We start from the raw sequence: 15,333 nt of genomic DNA on the forward strand, positions 1-15,333 counted from the left end.
AATGGAATTAGGAATAAGCACCTTTGGTGAAGTACATCCCGACGGTACAAGCGGCAAAGCCGTAAACGCCCACAAACGGGTACAGGAATTATTGGAAGAAGTAAAGCTGGCCGATGAAGTGGGCCTGGATGTTTATGCCTTCGGCGAGCACCACCGGCCGGATTTTGTGATCTCTGCACCGGAAATCCTGATCTCGGCTGCGGCGGCTATCACCAAAAACATCCGTTTATCAAGCTCTGTAACGGTATTAAGCTCTGCCGATCCCGTACGCACTTTTCAAAACTTTGCTACGGCCGACCTGGTTTCGGGCGGGCGTGTGGAGATGATTGCCGGGCGTGGCTCATTTATCGAATCGTTCCCGTTATTCGGATTTGACCTGAATGATTACGATGCGCTGTTTACCGAAAAGCTGGAAATGTTTTTGCAGATCAATAAGCAGGAAATTGTTTCATGGAAAGGAAACTTCCGGGCACCTGTGCGTAACCAGGGCGTATATCCGCGTCCGCTACAGCCGGAGATCCCGGTTTGGATAGGCGTTGGCGGTACACCTGCATCGGCAAAACGTGCGGGCGCTTTGGGCCTGCCCATGATCATAGCTATTTTAGGCAGCGCCCCAAAACATTTTGTAACCTTTGTTGAGCTTTACCGCGAATCGGCCGCCAAGGCAGGGCATGATTTGAGTAAGCTTCAACTGGGCATCAGCTCCCAATTTTATGTGGCCGAAAACTCACAGCAAGCTGCCGACGAGTTTTACCCGAGCTACGAAGCCCTCATGACCCGTGTTGGCCGCGACAGGGGCTGGTCGCCCATGACGAGGGATCAGTTTGAATACCTTCGTGATTTCGGTCCGCTGGTAGTGGGTGATCCGCAGCAGGCTATTGATAAGATCATGGCGCAGTACGAGCTTTTTGGCAATACGCGTTTTGTGGCGCAACTGGTTACAGGATTTACGCCGCATAAAGATATTTTGAAAGCTATTGAGATTTATGGCACTAAAATAGCGCCGGTTGTGCGGAGGGAGACTGCTTTGAAGGCTTAGAAGCTATTTCCTATCACGTCATTGCGAGGCACGAAGCAATCGCACGGAAGCAGGTCGGCTCTGCACAGTTCGCGATTGCTTCGTACCTCGCAATGACGTTATCATAAACAATTGATTATCAAATATTATTCTCATACATCATCACGTTTTTTTTAGAGTTTCCCATGATAGTTACTCTCAATGATGTTTTTCGTTTTTAGGTTTTACTATCTTAAGCCTTTACCTCGGTTAAAAACCCTTCAATAATAGCTACCGCAGGATATTCCTTCTCTCCTACCATCTCATCAATATCGCCAATGTAATCGCCATGACCGGCAGGCAGTATGCAAAGTTGCGCATTGGGCAGCATCCGGTATAATTCAAGCGAGTGCTCAGGCGAAATTACATCCTTATCCCCGGCTATCACCAGCGCCGGCATGTTAATAGAACGGATAGCATCGTCGTTCCAATCCTCAAAAATCAACATCCGGTCACGATCCCGGTTATACATTGTTTGTAAGGCTTCGGGATCGTTGTTTATAGCCAAAAAAGCATCCTTTAAAAACTGAGGCATGGTATCAAGGCTCCCACTCTGCATAAAATCCCAAAAACCAGGAAAAAAGCCCGAGCGTTTATAAAACGAAGAGGCGATCACTATTTTATGCACCAGCTGCGGATGCCTGATAGCCAACTGCATAGCGGTGTTACCGCCATTGCTAAAGCCCAAAACATCTGCTTGCTTTATATCGAGGCTTTTTAATAAGGCAGCTATGTCATCAGCATCCTGCTCAAAAGAAGTAGGAGCGCCCCTGTCCGGTGTTCGGCCATGAGCTTGAAGATCTACTGCTATTACCTGGTGTTTTTGGGCAAACAAGTGTAGCACCCTGCCAAAAGTAACGTAGATATCCGAGCCACCTCCGTGGATGAGCACCAACGGAAAGCCCTCGCCATGAACTTCGTAATACATTTTAAGGCCGTTAACAACGGCGTAGTTTCCGGCATTATTGGTTAATGTCATAATCCATAGGTTTTATTTCTATACAAACTTAGCTGTATGAAGATAATGCACCGGGCGGTAATTACGACAATTTGAGGTATAAAAAATGCCAGCTTAATTGTTATTGCTGTGCCATTGCCGTAACGGCCAGCAAATACCATGCAGCGTGGGGCAGCCATTGTTCTGTCCAGCGCCATTCATTACCATCGTCCTTCATTTTAAAGTCGATGCCGCTGCCATCAGGGTTTTCTTTTTTTCCGGTGATGCCGTTAGAGATGCCCCCCTTGCCCGATCCATGACCGAAATTCGAACTCATGTACGGTACATTGTTTTTACCGTATTGATACATAAAGCACATCTGGTACGGATTGCAACCCAAAACCCAGGCTATCTGGTGCGATGCATATCCGGCCAGTTCTTTCTTAACGCCCCAACCACCTTTTTCCGGATAAACCAATCTGCCTCCAACTAAAGCTGCCGTAGCTAAGGATCCCAGTCGGGCATTCTCACCCTGCCACCACCAGCCGGTTTCGTTTTCGTGTGGGATAAAGAAACCATCTTTTACAGCGCCTTTAAATTTGAACGACTGGCGGGCATAGCCAAAGGGGTTATCTACATTGGCGGTAACCTTCAGGTTATAGTCCAACGCTTTTTTTATGGTAGATAGTGCGGCTGCCCGTTCGTTGCTATCTTTCTCTTTATCGAGATAGCGGGATAAGGCCACAATGGGCATTCCGGCGTCTGATGCATGCCAGAAAGGCCTGTCGCCGTCATCGGCAATAAAATACCCGGCAGGGCTCATTCTTTTGGTAAGATTTTGCGCGCGTTTACGGGCCTGGTCGCGGTAAAATGTGCTATCGGTGGCTATCCATAGCTCGGTGGCAGCCATCAGGGCACAATAATCGTCGATGATGTTTTCCTTGCCATCGTCATCATATTTGGTATTGTTCACCAATAGATGGGCAAAAGCCCGTTTGGCAGCGGCGAGATATTCGGCAGATTTAAAATCGCCATCTTTTTTTAATTTTGAGATGCGTGCCAGTGATGCTATAGCCATGCCACCGCCCTCGCGAAACGCTGCCTGGTATTCATCTGTGGTTACGCTGTTTGCTTTTAAACCTACTACGCGGCGGGCTTTAGGATCTTTATTAAAATAGCTGAATACGATCATGTAAAAATAATCGTCTGTTGATAAGGCCCGCATCATATAATCGGCTCCCCAAAGTGCTTCGTTCACCATGCCATCATAAACCTGCAACTTATTCAGCAAGCCAGGCGCGGTTTGAACCGTATTGATCATAGACCAGGTAACCAGTGGAATTTGCTGCGGCGACATAAAATTGGCATAAGCCAGGTGCGAAAAATATTTACTTACATCGCCGGATGCATCGCACCAGCCGCCACGTAAATCAACTGTTTTATCGCTTCCGTACAGCCGTACCGCCGAATCGGCCTTCCATTCGGTTGGGGTGTTGGCGCGTTGCCTGTTATAGTAGCTTAGCACCGATGGAATGGTTGTAACGGCAAGGGCGTTCTCTTTGATCTCAAACCAGTCGGATACCGATTTGCCAATTGCTATCCTGTATTTGCCATCTGTTTTAAAAACCGAAAAATCGGCCTGGTAAAAGCTGGCACCTTTTGCCCATTCTTCAACATGTAATACTACGCTTAGCTTTCCTGTAAAAACCGCCTTACCTGCTGCGTTTTGCAATTGGAATGTTCTGCCGGGGTTAAACTTAGCATCGTTTCGAACAACAATAGTTTTGGCTCCGCGAGCATCAAAAGCTACCTGGTTCATGTAAAAAACAGGATCGGCTTTGCAAAGACAGCAAAACAGGGCAAAGAAAATTGAAAGGATAATTTGGCGTTTTAACAGGTTCATGTAAATACGGTTTAAATGGCAATGCCGAATGGGCGCAATTTACAGCATTTATAAACCCGGCGTTATTGGCGTGCTGAAAACCTGCCCCTAATTTACCACTACAAAAGCTATTTGCCGCTGGTTACGCTGCATCAAACCTGCAGCAGTCGTATTTTGGGTATAAAACAATCTGAAACCACTTCTCTATTTTACCCGTTTTATTTAAGTAACTTTGAAACTCATGAAAACCAGCCGCGGCTCGTCTTCATAAAACACAGTCGAAACATTTAAGGAGATTCATATCCTCCTGAACTTAATAACCTAAAGGCCCTTGTATGAAACACTGCAAGGGCCTTTGCTTTTACAAAATAAATTATGGACGAAAGAAGTTATTTAGCCACCTGGCAAAAGTATATGCCGGTTATCCGCCTGCACATTAAAAGGAGCCTTACAGAAGATCAACAGTTTAAGTTAAACATTACCGATTTTGAATCGGCGGGCGATAAAGGAAAATCAGGCTACATGTTTAATATCAATATCGAAGATGGCAAGGCAACCAACAAGATCAGTACATCGGCCGTTGCGCGCGATTTGTATGAGTTATTGAGAGCCGATGAAGTGATCAGGGGGCTTCTTAAAGATAAAAACGTAAAGATAAGCGTTGGCAAATCGTTCATCCTTAATATCAAAACCACGCATCTATCTTCGTACAGGTAGGCACTTGTAAACCACCTGCCGGCCTATCTGCCGCGGGTTTAGCGAAGCCAGTGCTTTAAAAAGAAAAGGTCTGCTTTCCCTGGGGAAAGCAGACCTTTTCTTTTTTACAATAATGTGTTATCTTTTCTTTTTATGCGATGACTTGTGGCTTTTGCCTGAAGAAGAAGAAGATTTTTTTGAAGATGATGATTTTTTCGAAGACGAATGTTTTGAAGATGAATGCTTCGACGAAGAATGGCTTTTTTTCGAAGATCTTCCATGCCTCCGCCTGCGGGGCCTGTCCTCATCACTGTAATCAACCGATTCGGGCTTTGGCATCCTCCTGATCTTCGGACCGAAATCTATCGCCTCATCGTGAAAAAACTTATCAAACGGATTGAAATAGTAAATATTGGCTGCATCATAAATTTTGATGCTTGCTTTTAAGCGGTTATCAAATGCCTCCTCATCTTTCAGTTCGGGTGCTGTCCAACCGGCTTCGGCTAAACCGGCAATACGCGGGAAGAGCATAAAATCCAAACGTTTTTCTGAACCGATCATTTCCGTCCAGATATTGGCCTGCACACCTATTATTTGTTTGGATTGCAAGTCTTCATTATTCTGCATTGATTTTTCGGGGAAACCATACACGCTGCCCACAGTATTGTAAACGCCCTTCCAGCGGCGGCCGGAGATATGATCGGCATCCTGCACAAAATCAAAATACATGGGCAGGCGCGGACAAAGTACCACCTGGTAGCCTTTCTGTATCGCTAAATGCAACTGGCCGGGCAGGTTTTGCCTCCACCAAAAAATAATGGCCTTATCGGCAGGCAGGTTTGTACCGGTTGCTTCATCCCAGGCTAATACCTTAGCACCTGTGCTTAAAGCGGTATCGGCAACCCGCTTAAAAAAATAGCGCTCCAGCTCGCCAACATCAGCAAAATTATTTTTCTGCATAAAACCGGCGATAGATGGATTAAGCGACCAGGCTTTTACACCCAACGCCACCTCATCGCCACCAAGGTGCATCATTTTAGATGGGAAGAGCGCGGTAGTTTCTTTAATAATATCACCCAAAAACTGGTAAGTGCTATCGATTGAGGGATTGAAGGTAAAATTCTCGTACCCTTCAACGCTACCACCACTAAACTGCGGATAGGCCTTGTTGGCTGCCGTAGCATGGCCTGGCATATCAATTTCAGGAATAACCGTGATCGATCTGTCGGCCGCATAAGCGATGATCTCTTTAATTTGCGGTTGAGTATAATACTGAGGATCGGCAGTTGAATCGGTATGGTTGCCCCTGCCGCCAACCAGGGTTAACTTAGGGTATTTTTTAATCTCCAGACGCCAGCCCTGCGCATCAGTTAAATGCCAGTGAAATTTGTTAAGCTTATAGTAAGCCATCCAATCCAATATCTGCTTCACTTTTTCCATCCCGAAAAAATGGCGCGACTCATCCAGCATCAAACCCCGCCACTGGTAGCGCGGTACATCATTAATAGCAAGCGCCTGCAAACTGATGGTTTCGCCCCGGGGCTGATCGCGAAGCAATTGCAGTAACGACATCGCTCCATAAAAAACACCATCCCGGTTTGATGACGATACCGTAATTTCTTCGGGTGATATTTTAAGCGAGTAAGCTCCGGGAGTTGGATCGCCGTTGGTTAACAGCAGGTGGATAGTGCTCCCTGCATCCTTGTTATCTACATTAAGCGTTAAACCGGTTGATTGATTTACCTGTTTCTGGAAATAACGTGCTACCGGCAATAAGGAAGCGTCATTTACGCCTACACTTGAATGGTTATTGAAAGTGAATTGCCCCGTGCCTGCGGTAACTAACTTAGGCTGAGGGATTATGTTGACATTTTGGGCCTTAACCGAGCCGCAAAACAAAAGAAATACAAGTACGAATTTAATTTTCATTAAAAGTCAGCTCAAATCATTTTGGGCCGCTATGATATGAATTTAATTTGAAATTATGTTTATTTTCTTTGTAACAAATTGCAAAACTGGTAATAAATGGGCAGATAATTGCTTTGGGTTGATAATTATGAAATAGCACCTAATTTCATGTCACATTTTAATTGATAAATATCTGCATTAAGGGATTATTAACCTTTTTTTAATTGCGCAGATGTTATTTGCCGGCAAACCAAATTATTTGCTGCAATATGAAAAAAACATCTGCAAAGCTTTTTTATTTACTATCTATTCTTTTTTTATCAACGGCAAGCTATGCGCAAAACCCCATCGTAAGGGATATTTATACGGCCGATCCATCTGCCCATGTATGGAAAGACGGGCGATTATATGTTTACCCCTCCCACGATATCGACCCGCCGCGGGGCTGCGATCTGATGGATAAATACCACGTATATTCTACCGATGACATGGTGCACTGGAAAGATCATGGCGAAATACTGAACGCCACACAGGTACCCTGGGGGCGAAAAGAGGGCGGCTTTATGTGGGCCCCGGATTGCGCTTACAGAAACGGCAAATACTATTTCTACTTCCCGCACCCAAGCGGCAGCAACTGGGATACCACCTGGAAGGTTGGTATAGCTACCAGCAAACAACCGGCGGGTAATTTTAAAGTGCAGGGCTATCTTAACCTGGGCAGCGACAGCCGATCAATGATAGATCCATGTGTTTTTGTTGATGATGACGGCCAGGCTTATTTTTACTATGGCGGAGGAGGCCGCTGTGTTGGCACCAAACTAAAACCCAACATGACCGAAATAGCCGAACCCCTAAAACCAATGGAAGGCCTGAAGGATTTTCACGAGGCAACCTGGGTATTTAAACGCAATAACATTTACTATTTAACCTACGCCGATAACCATACAGAAGATAAAAAAGGCGCCAACAGGTTAAACTATGCCACAAGCACCAGCCCCCTTGGCCCCTGGACGTATGGAGGTGTTTACCTCGACCCTACCGGTTGCGATACCAGCCACGGTTCGGTTGTTGAATATAAAGGCAAATGGTATGCATTTTACCACAACAGCGTTCTTACAGGCCGGGGCAACCTGCGTTCGATATGCGTTGATGAACTGCACTTTAATGCTGATGGATCGATACAGAAAGTGGTGCAAACCGGGTTGCTTAGTAAGCGATAAACGTTTTTTGATGCGCAAAAAAAAACGGCCCTGATTGCTCAGAGCCGTTTGTTGTTTTCATAGGATAGAAGAAGATTATTTCCAGCCGCCGCCTAATGAGCGGTAAAGCTCGGCGTTGGCGCTAAGTTGTGCCATTTTTATCGAGGCCAGTTCTAACTCGCCCTGCAATACATTGCTTTGGGCGGTAATTACTTCAAGATAGTTTGCAAGGCCATTTTTAAATAACATGCTGGCGTTGGTAGTAGCCTGCTGCAAGGTTTTAACGCGGTTTGCTGCTATTGTTTGTTGTTCTTTTAATTTCTGCAACCTTACTAAAGCATCTGATACTTCGCCAACAGCATTCAAAACCGACTGGCGGAACTGGATCACCGATTTTTCACGATCAACTTTAGCCACTTCGTATTGGGTACGCAGTTGTTTACGCTGAAATAAAGGCTGTGCAATACCACCCGCAACTGTACCAAACAGTGAAGCCGGAATGTTAAACCAGTTACTTGATTTAAAAGAGTTTAACCCGCCCTGGCCGGTGATGGTTAATGATGGGTAAAGCTGTGCTTTGGTAATACCCACCCTCGCGTTAGCAATATTTAAAGCCAGTTCAGAGCTGCGTACATCAGGCCTGCGGCTCACCATTGCCGATGGTATACCTGCCGAAAGTGCATCGGGGAAGGTAATATCATTAAGGGTTACATTACGCTCAATAGCGTTAGGCAACCTCCCTGCCAAAATGCTCAAACCATTTTCCTGAACATTGATATCGCGCTCAAACTGCGGTACCAGCTGGGCAGCAGCCTCTAACTGGGCCTGAGCCTGTTGTACACCCAAAAGAGTTACCTGGCCGGCATCATACTGTAATTTGATGATGCGTAAAGTGCTATCGTTCAGTTTTACGTTCTTTTTGGCAATTTCCAGCTGCTCGTCAAGCATCAGCAGGTTATAGTAACCTTGCGATACGCTTGAAACAATGCTGGTTTGGATAGCCTTTTTTGCTTCGGTTGTTTGCAGATACTGGGCTAAAGCCTGGCGGTTTTGATTACGGATCTTTCCCCAGATATCAGCTTCCCATGAAAGGGCAAGGTTGGCATTGTAATCTTCAATATGTTTGGTACCAATGCCATATTGATTAATGCTTAACCCGTTGATGCTGTTATCAGACGGACGGTTAGTGCTTGCAGTAACATTTAAACCAACAGAGGGAGCGTAGTTCCATTTAACCTGTTTAAACTGTAATTCGGCAGCCTCAATATTTTTAACGGCCACCTGCATATCGTAGTTTTTAACAATAGCGCTGTCAATCAATTTTTGAAGGGCGGCATCGGTAAAAAAGTTTTTCCATTGTAAGTCGGCAATGCTGCTGGTATCGCCGGTGGCAACCGCGTTCCTGAAGGTTTCAGGTTGCGCATCCGTTGGCGTAGCAACATCTTTCGAAACTTTACAGCCTGCCAGCACTACCAGCGCAATGGCCAAACTGCTTAATATATTTTTCATTGTTGTATCGTTTTTAAACTATCGCGGTGTTAAGCCGCGATAGTTTTAGTTGATATTTAATTGATTAAGCTGAAACTTCGGTTTCCAATACAGCTGCATTTTCGCCATGTGCATTGCCGTGGTTAACAGGTTGCGGTTTGCCGCTGATGCGTTCCTGCAAGGCCTGGAATATCACGTAAAGTACGGGGATAATGAACAAGCCCAACAATACACCCGAAACCATCCCGCCGGCAGCACCGATACTGATAGAGTGGTTACCCTGTGCAGACGGACCGGTTGCTATACTCATCGGGAATAAACCGAATACGAAGGCCATCGAGGTCATGATGATTGGACGGATACGGAGCTGTGCAGCTTCGATAGCCGATTGTACCAGTCCATGCCCCAGCCTGCGCCTTTGCACCGCGAACTCTACAATCAGAATCGCATTCTTCGCTAACAAACCGATAAGCATGATGAGCGCTACCTGTACGTAGATGTTGTTTTCGATACCGGTTAAGCCCAGTACAATGAACACACCAAACAAACCTGTAGGGATTGAAAGGATTACCGCCAATGGCAGGATATAACTTTCATACTGTGCCGATAACAGGAAGTATACGAATACCAAACACAACAGGAAGATGATGGTTGATTGTCCGCCTGAAGCAATCTCCTCGCGGGTTTGGCCGGTAAATTCGTAGGCAAAACCTTGTGGCAACTGTTCTTTAGCTGTTTCCTCAATAGCTTTAATGGCATCACCAGAGCTGTAGCCCGGTTTAGGGATAGCATTAATCTCGATAGAGTTGAACAGGTTATAACGTGAAGCAGTTTCTGAACCATACACGCGGGTTAATTTAACCAGGGTGTTGATAGGCACATTCTGACCTTGATTATTTTTAACAAATACGCGGTCGATAGCTGAAGGATCAGTCCTGTCGGCAACATCCGCCTGAACAATTACACGGTAATATTTACCAAAGCGGTTAAAATCAGATGCCTGGGCTGTACCAAAATAAGCCTGCATGGTTGAAAGGATATCTTTCACGTTTACGCCCAATTGGTTAGCTTTTTCGTCATCAACTTCTAATTGCAACTGCGGATAATCGGCTTTGTATGATGTAAAGGCAAATGCCACAGCCGGTTTTTGCATCAGTTTGGCAATGAAGTTATTGGCAACACCGCTAAATTTATCTAAACGGCCGTTGGTTTTATCCTGCAGCATCACGTCAAGCGCCTCTACGTTACTGAAACCAGGCACGGTTGGGAAGCTGAACACGAAGAAGGTACCGCCAGGAATACCGGCTAATTTACCTCTCACTATATTCTGAATAGCATCGATGTTTTTAACCTCGCCCCTTTCTTCGGTTGGTTTTAACAACAGGAAGATTACACCGGCAGACGGGCTGCTTGATTGGGTTAAGAAGTTGAAACCAGACAGTGCGGTAACAAACCTTGCCGACGGTAAAGTTTTTAACTGATCTTCGGCCTGTTTAAAGGTTTTGTTAGTACCTGCTAATGAAGTACCTGATGGAGTGTTAACCGCAATGGCTACGAAACCCTGGTCTTCAGTAGGAATAAAGCCTGTTTTTGTTTTGTTCACCATGTAAACGGTGGCAACAATTACCAGGGCCAAACCGGCCATGCTAATCCATTTATTGCGGATCAACACTTTCAGACCGCCAACATATTTGTTGGTCATGTAGTTAAAGCCGCCGTTAAAGCCTGCATAAAACTTCTCAACAAAGCTTTTCTTAGGCGCGTTATGGCCATCGGCATGTTTATTCTTTAAGAATAAGGCTGCCAGGGCAGGACTTAAGGTTAAAGCGTTAACAGCCGAAATAATGATAGAGATAGCCATGGTTAAGGCAAACTGGCGATAGAAGATGCCGGTTGAGCCAGTCATGAAGCTCACCGGTAAAAATACCGCCGCCATAACCAGGGTAATGGATATAATAGCACCTGTAATTTCGTGCATGGCCTCGGTAGTGGCTGCTTTAGGCGTAAGCGTTGGGTCATGCTCCATTTTGGCATGCACCGCCTCCACCACCACAATGGCATCATCCACCACAATACCAATGGCGAGTACCAATGCAAACAGCGTTAACAGGTTAACCGAGAATCCGAACAGGTTCATGAAAAAGAAGGTACCGATAATAGCCACCGGAACCGCGATAGCAGGGATCAATGTAGAACGGAAATCCTGCAGGAAGATGAATACCACGATAAACACCAGCACGAAGGCCTCAACCAATGTATGCTCAACCTGGTTGATCGACTCGTCGAGGTCGGTTTTGGTACGATAAAACTGGTTGTATTTGATACCTACCGGGAAATCTTTAGATAGTTTCACCATCAGGTTATCAATAGCAATCTGGATTTCGTTGGCGTTTGAGCCTGATAACTGGATGATACCGATAATGATACCGTCATGGCCGTTCAGGTTACTTACGCTGTTGTATGAGTATGCACCCAATTCAACGCGGGCAACGTCTTTAAGGCGCAATACCGAACCATCGGCATTTGCGCGGATGGCAATATTCTGGTATTCTTCAGGCTTGGTAAGTTTACCTTTATATTTAATTACGTATTCAAACGCTTCGTTACTGCGTTCACCAAATTTACCTGGTGCAGCCTCCAGGTTTTTGTCCTGGATTGCTGCGGTAACTTCGGCAGGGGTAACGTTGTGTGCTGCCATCTGGCTTGGGTTAAGCCAAACACGCATAGAGTAATCTTTAATACCACCAAAGATACTGGCCGAACCTACACCCGGAATACGTTTAATTTCGGGTACGATATTGATTTGCGCGTAGTTGGCAACAAATGTCTGATCGTATTTTTTAGGATCCTCAGAGTAAATGGCCATCGCACCGATAAAGCTGTTTTGCTGTTTGGTGGTGGTGATACCGTACTGCAAAACCTCGGCAGGTAACTGGCTTGAAGCCTGCGACACACGGTTTTGCACGTTTACCGCAGCCTGATCGGGGTTGGTACCTTGTTTAAAGTAAACGGTGATACCCAATGTACCGTCGTTACTGGCGGTAGATGTCATATAGGTCATATTTTCCACACCGTTAATAGCTTCTTCTAACGAAGGGGTTACGGAGCGCAAAATAGTTTCGGCATTAGCGCCGGGATATACTGCCGATACCAAAACTGCCGGAGGGGCAATGTTCGGGAACCTTTCGAGGGGCAGTTTGGTTAAACCAAGTACACCCACTATCACCAACAGTATGGAGATAACAGTTGAGAGTACCGGTCTTTCTATGAATTTCTGAAACATGACGTTTAAAGTTTAAGTGTATGTATTAGTGTTTAACTACGGCAGCAACTTTATCAGCTTGCTTTTGCGGCTGAATTACCATGCCTTCCTGTAGTTTATCAATGCCTTCCAATACAAGCTGGTCGCCGGCTTTAATGGCCTCTTTATCTTTAACCAGGTAATGATCGCCCGATTTGCCCACTATTTCGATAGGTTGTTTTTTCACTTTGCTGCTATCACCAACAATAAATACAAACACCTTATCCTGCATCTCAATAGTTGATGCCTCAGGAATGATCAAGGCGTCTTTGTGGCTCAGGCTTAAACGTACTTTGCCTGTATTACCCGAGCGCAGCAAGCCATCAGGATTAGCAAAATTTGCCCTTAAAGTGATAGCGCCGGTAGTTTTATCAAACTGGCCGTCAACAATATCAATTTTACCTTGTTTTGGATATTCGGTATTATCAGCCAGTAATAAGGATACTGAAGGAACATTTTTCAGTTTATCTTTCAGGCTGGCACCCGGATATTGTTCTTTAAAAGCTACGAAATCTTTCTCGCCCAATGAGAAGTAAACGTGTACATCGTGCACATCAGATAGCTGAGTTAATGCAGCAACATCTGTCGGGCCAACCAAACTACCTTGTTTTTTTGCCAGCAGGCCGATGTAACCGCTAACAGGAGCTTTAATTAAAGTATAACCCAGGTTGATTTGTGCAGTTGCAACATTTGCTTTAGCCGATTCGATATTGGCTTTTGCAACATCAGCTGCTGCTTTGGCTGTTTTTAACTGGTAGTCTGATACTACTTTGTTGGCAACAAGCGGGGTTAATTTTTCAACTTCCAGCTGTGCGTTTACCTGTGCAGCTTCGGCAGCATGTAAGCTGGCCAGCGCATTATTTAAGGCAGCGCGGTATGGTTGTTCGTTAATTTTAAAAATTGGTTGGCCGGCAGATACATAAGCACCTTCGTCAACGAATACCTTATCTAAAGTACCGCTTACCTGTGGCCTGATCTCTACGTTAACAGTGCCCTGTATTGAAGCAGGATATTCCTGGAAGGTAGTTTCGGTACCTGAAGTAATAGTGGCTACCGGTAATGCCGGTGGCGGCGGCGCGGTTGGCGCCTGCGGTGCAGATGAACATCCATATAATGTTAAAGCTGCAACTGCGGCTAATACGAGTGTTTTCATGAGTGGTGATTTTAAGAGTGATGAATGAACAGGATTGATATGAGCTGTTGGGCTCGTGTTATATGATGAATTGATTGTTTTCATTTTTTTATTGACTGATATTTTCCAATTGAAGTGCCACTTATTTAACAAACTGTACATCAATTAGTTACTATACTATATACCGATTTAAATTTGTTATATATCGTTATTACACGATTTTTTATCGTGAGCTGAGCTAACGGCAGCAATTAGATGTTACAACACCGTTAAATCGTTTAACACTGTTAAGTGCTGTTTGCAGGTTGTGAGTGAGCTTGTTCATTGTATTAGAGTGTTTGAGTTAAAATGTGCTTAATATTTATTTAACACCGTTAGATATTTTAACAGCGTTATTTATAGGACACAATGAAAATTAATCTTTCATTGATCTGATAATACCACCTATGGTATCTTTCAAAACCTGGCGGTTAACATCGTCAGAGAAACCTCTGCTTAGTAAGTTTATGGATACCAACCCGTGCACAACCGACCAAAAGGTGTAGTATTTGGTACAGATCATTTCGTCGTTGATATCTTCAATTTTCATGAGTTGTTTAATTGCCTCGCTAACCAATGTTGTTTGCATTTGAGCCTCGGGGAGCGACTTGATCATATCGCAACAACAGCAGTTCATTTGTACACCAAACATTACCTGGTAAAGTTCCTTGTTTGCAAAGGCGAAGTTCCAGTAGGCCAGCCACATGGCTTCCAGTTGGTCTTCAACACGGCTATGCTCGTTTTTAGCTGCCGTCATGTCTTTACCTAAAATAGCATAGCCCTTACGGGTAAGCTCAATCAGGATAGCATCCTTATTGGCAAAGTATTCATATATAATGGGTGCGGTGTACTCAATTACGTCGGCAATTTTGCGCATGCTCAAGGCTTGCCAGCCTTCATGCTTTACTATCTGTAGCGCGGCGTCCAGAATATTGATCCTGGTTTCCTCTTTTAAGCGCTGAATTCGTTCTTTACTTGCCATTTTACTTACACCGATAAATCATTTAACAGTGTTAAGCAAAAGTATAATGGTTTTTGGTTTTATTTACCATCGCTTTGTAAAAAACGTTTCATGCAATTGTCATGGATTAAACCTCTGGTGCTTAATCCCGTCGTGCAAACGCTTACTTTTTTACCAGGTAAACCAGTTGCCCAATGTGGTATCCCTGGTGAATAGTTCTGTTAATCAGGATGTTTAATCTGTTACGATGAGGTTCTTTTTCAAAAGCATCTAAAGCAATGGCGCTGTGCGGTTTAAACCAGTCGTCTGGCTGCATGGCGTTCATTTTTTCGGTAAGTACCTCATTTACTTTAGTCCAGTACTCCTTTAGTTCGGCCAGCGAAGGTTTATCCAAACCGGCATCTTCAGGATTTTTCAGAAATATATGATCGAGTTGGGGATAGAGCCTCTCACCCAAACCTAAGTAAGTGAACATTCCGTCGCTAACAGCGGTAAGGTGGCCCAGCAGGTAAACGCCGCTGTTGCGGCCTGGTGCTGTTTCTGTGGCCAGCTCTTCGTCGGTTAATTTATCAAGCAAACCGTTAACACGGCTGTTTTGCAGTTCCCAGTTAGAAACTACCATTTTGATAAATAACTCAGTTGACGGCTGAACGCTGATATCGGTAATGTTTGTGCTCATTTTTTGTAGATGTTATAACAAACCTGCAGATTTGATGTCACAATAATAAGCCAA

General features: G+C 44.8%; 11 protein-coding genes. 3 read left to right on the forward strand and 8 right to left on the reverse strand.

The window, feature by feature from the left end; all coding sequences use genetic code 11:
* The first annotated feature begins 1 nt into the window (after nucleotide 1).
* Entirely contained in the window at nucleotides 2-1,039 is a 1,038-nt protein-coding gene (locus HYN43_RS12660) for an LLM class flavin-dependent oxidoreductase (protein WP_119409691.1), read from the forward strand.
* A 211-nt stretch (nucleotides 1,040-1,250) separates the two neighbouring features.
* Here the strand turns inward: HYN43_RS12660 and HYN43_RS12665 are convergent, their stop codons facing one another.
* Both HYN43_RS12665 and HYN43_RS12670 read right to left on the reverse strand, forming a co-directional pair.
* Nucleotides 1,251-2,036, reverse strand: a complete 786-nt coding sequence (locus HYN43_RS12665) for an alpha/beta fold hydrolase (RefSeq protein ID WP_119409692.1) — start codon at nucleotides 2,034-2,036, stop codon at nucleotides 1,251-1,253.
* Between the two features lie 100 nt (nucleotides 2,037-2,136).
* Complete coding sequence (locus tag HYN43_RS12670; protein WP_119409693.1) at nucleotides 2,137-3,897, reverse strand: glycoside hydrolase family 9 protein; 1,761 nt, start codon at nucleotides 3,895-3,897, stop codon at nucleotides 2,137-2,139.
* Between the two features lie 354 nt (nucleotides 3,898-4,251).
* On the opposite strand from HYN43_RS12670, the gene HYN43_RS12675 reads away from it, so the two are divergent.
* A complete protein-coding gene (locus tag HYN43_RS12675; protein WP_119409694.1) occupies nucleotides 4,252-4,593 on the forward strand; it encodes a hypothetical protein in 342 nt (113 codons plus the stop codon).
* 117 nt (nucleotides 4,594-4,710) lie between these two features.
* Here HYN43_RS12675 and HYN43_RS12680 read toward each other — a convergent pair whose 3' ends face one another.
* Nucleotides 4,711-6,501 carry a beta-N-acetylhexosaminidase gene (locus HYN43_RS12680; protein WP_119409695.1) on the reverse strand — a complete coding sequence of 597 codons (1,791 nt, stop codon included), beginning with the start codon at nucleotides 6,499-6,501 and terminating at the stop codon, nucleotides 4,711-4,713.
* Nucleotides 6,502-6,749: 248 nt separating this feature from the next.
* Between HYN43_RS12680 and HYN43_RS12685 the strand changes: the two genes are divergently transcribed.
* Nucleotides 6,750-7,700, forward strand: coding sequence for a family 43 glycosylhydrolase (locus tag HYN43_RS12685; RefSeq protein ID WP_119409696.1), 951 nt, complete (start codon nucleotides 6,750-6,752; stop codon nucleotides 7,698-7,700).
* A gap of 75 nt (nucleotides 7,701-7,775) precedes the next feature.
* On the opposite strand, the gene HYN43_RS12690 is transcribed toward HYN43_RS12685, so the two are convergent.
* The 5 genes from HYN43_RS12690 to HYN43_RS12710 form a co-directional block, all read right to left on the reverse strand.
* Nucleotides 7,776-9,188: a TolC family protein gene (locus tag HYN43_RS12690; RefSeq protein WP_119409697.1), complete on the reverse strand. Its 1,413-nt coding sequence runs from the start codon at nucleotides 9,186-9,188 to the stop codon at nucleotides 7,776-7,778.
* A 64-nt stretch (nucleotides 9,189-9,252) separates the two neighbouring features.
* Complete coding sequence (locus tag HYN43_RS12695) at nucleotides 9,253-12,450, reverse strand: efflux RND transporter permease subunit (protein ID WP_119409698.1); 3,198 nt, start codon at nucleotides 12,448-12,450, stop codon at nucleotides 9,253-9,255.
* A gap of 25 nt (nucleotides 12,451-12,475) precedes the next feature.
* Complete coding sequence (locus tag HYN43_RS12700; RefSeq protein ID WP_119409699.1) at nucleotides 12,476-13,621, reverse strand: efflux RND transporter periplasmic adaptor subunit; 1,146 nt, start codon at nucleotides 13,619-13,621, stop codon at nucleotides 12,476-12,478.
* A gap of 394 nt (nucleotides 13,622-14,015) precedes the next feature.
* Nucleotides 14,016-14,621: a TetR/AcrR family transcriptional regulator gene (locus tag HYN43_RS12705; RefSeq protein WP_119409700.1), complete on the reverse strand. Its 606-nt coding sequence runs from the start codon at nucleotides 14,619-14,621 to the stop codon at nucleotides 14,016-14,018.
* 142 nt (nucleotides 14,622-14,763) lie between these two features.
* Complete coding sequence (locus tag HYN43_RS12710; protein ID WP_119409701.1) at nucleotides 14,764-15,279, reverse strand: DinB family protein; 516 nt, start codon at nucleotides 15,277-15,279, stop codon at nucleotides 14,764-14,766.
* Nucleotides 15,280-15,333: the final 54 nt, after the last annotated feature.

This window comes from Mucilaginibacter celer, assembly GCF_003576455.2.
GTDB lineage: Bacteria > Bacteroidota > Bacteroidia > Sphingobacteriales > Sphingobacteriaceae > Mucilaginibacter > Mucilaginibacter celer.

Coding starts and splice junctions, on each gene's coding strand:
- HYN43_RS12660 (WP_119409691.1), top strand. CDS start 2: ATGGAATTAGGAATAAGCACCTTTGGTGAAGTACATCCCGACGGTACA.
- HYN43_RS12665 (WP_119409692.1), bottom strand. CDS start 2,036: ATGACATTAACCAATAATGCCGGAAACTACGCCGTTGTTAACGGCCTT.
- HYN43_RS12670 (WP_119409693.1), bottom strand. CDS start 3,897: ATGAACCTGTTAAAACGCCAAATTATCCTTTCAATTTTCTTTGCCCTG.
- HYN43_RS12675 (WP_119409694.1), top strand. CDS start 4,252: ATGGACGAAAGAAGTTATTTAGCCACCTGGCAAAAGTATATGCCGGTT.
- HYN43_RS12680 (WP_119409695.1), bottom strand. CDS start 6,501: ATGAAAATTAAATTCGTACTTGTATTTCTTTTGTTTTGCGGCTCGGTT.
- HYN43_RS12685 (WP_119409696.1), top strand. CDS start 6,750: ATGAAAAAAACATCTGCAAAGCTTTTTTATTTACTATCTATTCTTTTT.
- HYN43_RS12690 (WP_119409697.1), bottom strand. CDS start 9,188: ATGAAAAATATATTAAGCAGTTTGGCCATTGCGCTGGTAGTGCTGGCA.
- HYN43_RS12695 (WP_119409698.1), bottom strand. CDS start 12,450: ATGTTTCAGAAATTCATAGAAAGACCGGTACTCTCAACTGTTATCTCC.
- HYN43_RS12700 (WP_119409699.1), bottom strand. CDS start 13,621: ATGAAAACACTCGTATTAGCCGCAGTTGCAGCTTTAACATTATATGGA.
- HYN43_RS12705 (WP_119409700.1), bottom strand. CDS start 14,621: ATGGCAAGTAAAGAACGAATTCAGCGCTTAAAAGAGGAAACCAGGATC.
- HYN43_RS12710 (WP_119409701.1), bottom strand. CDS start 15,279: ATGAGCACAAACATTACCGATATCAGCGTTCAGCCGTCAACTGAGTTA.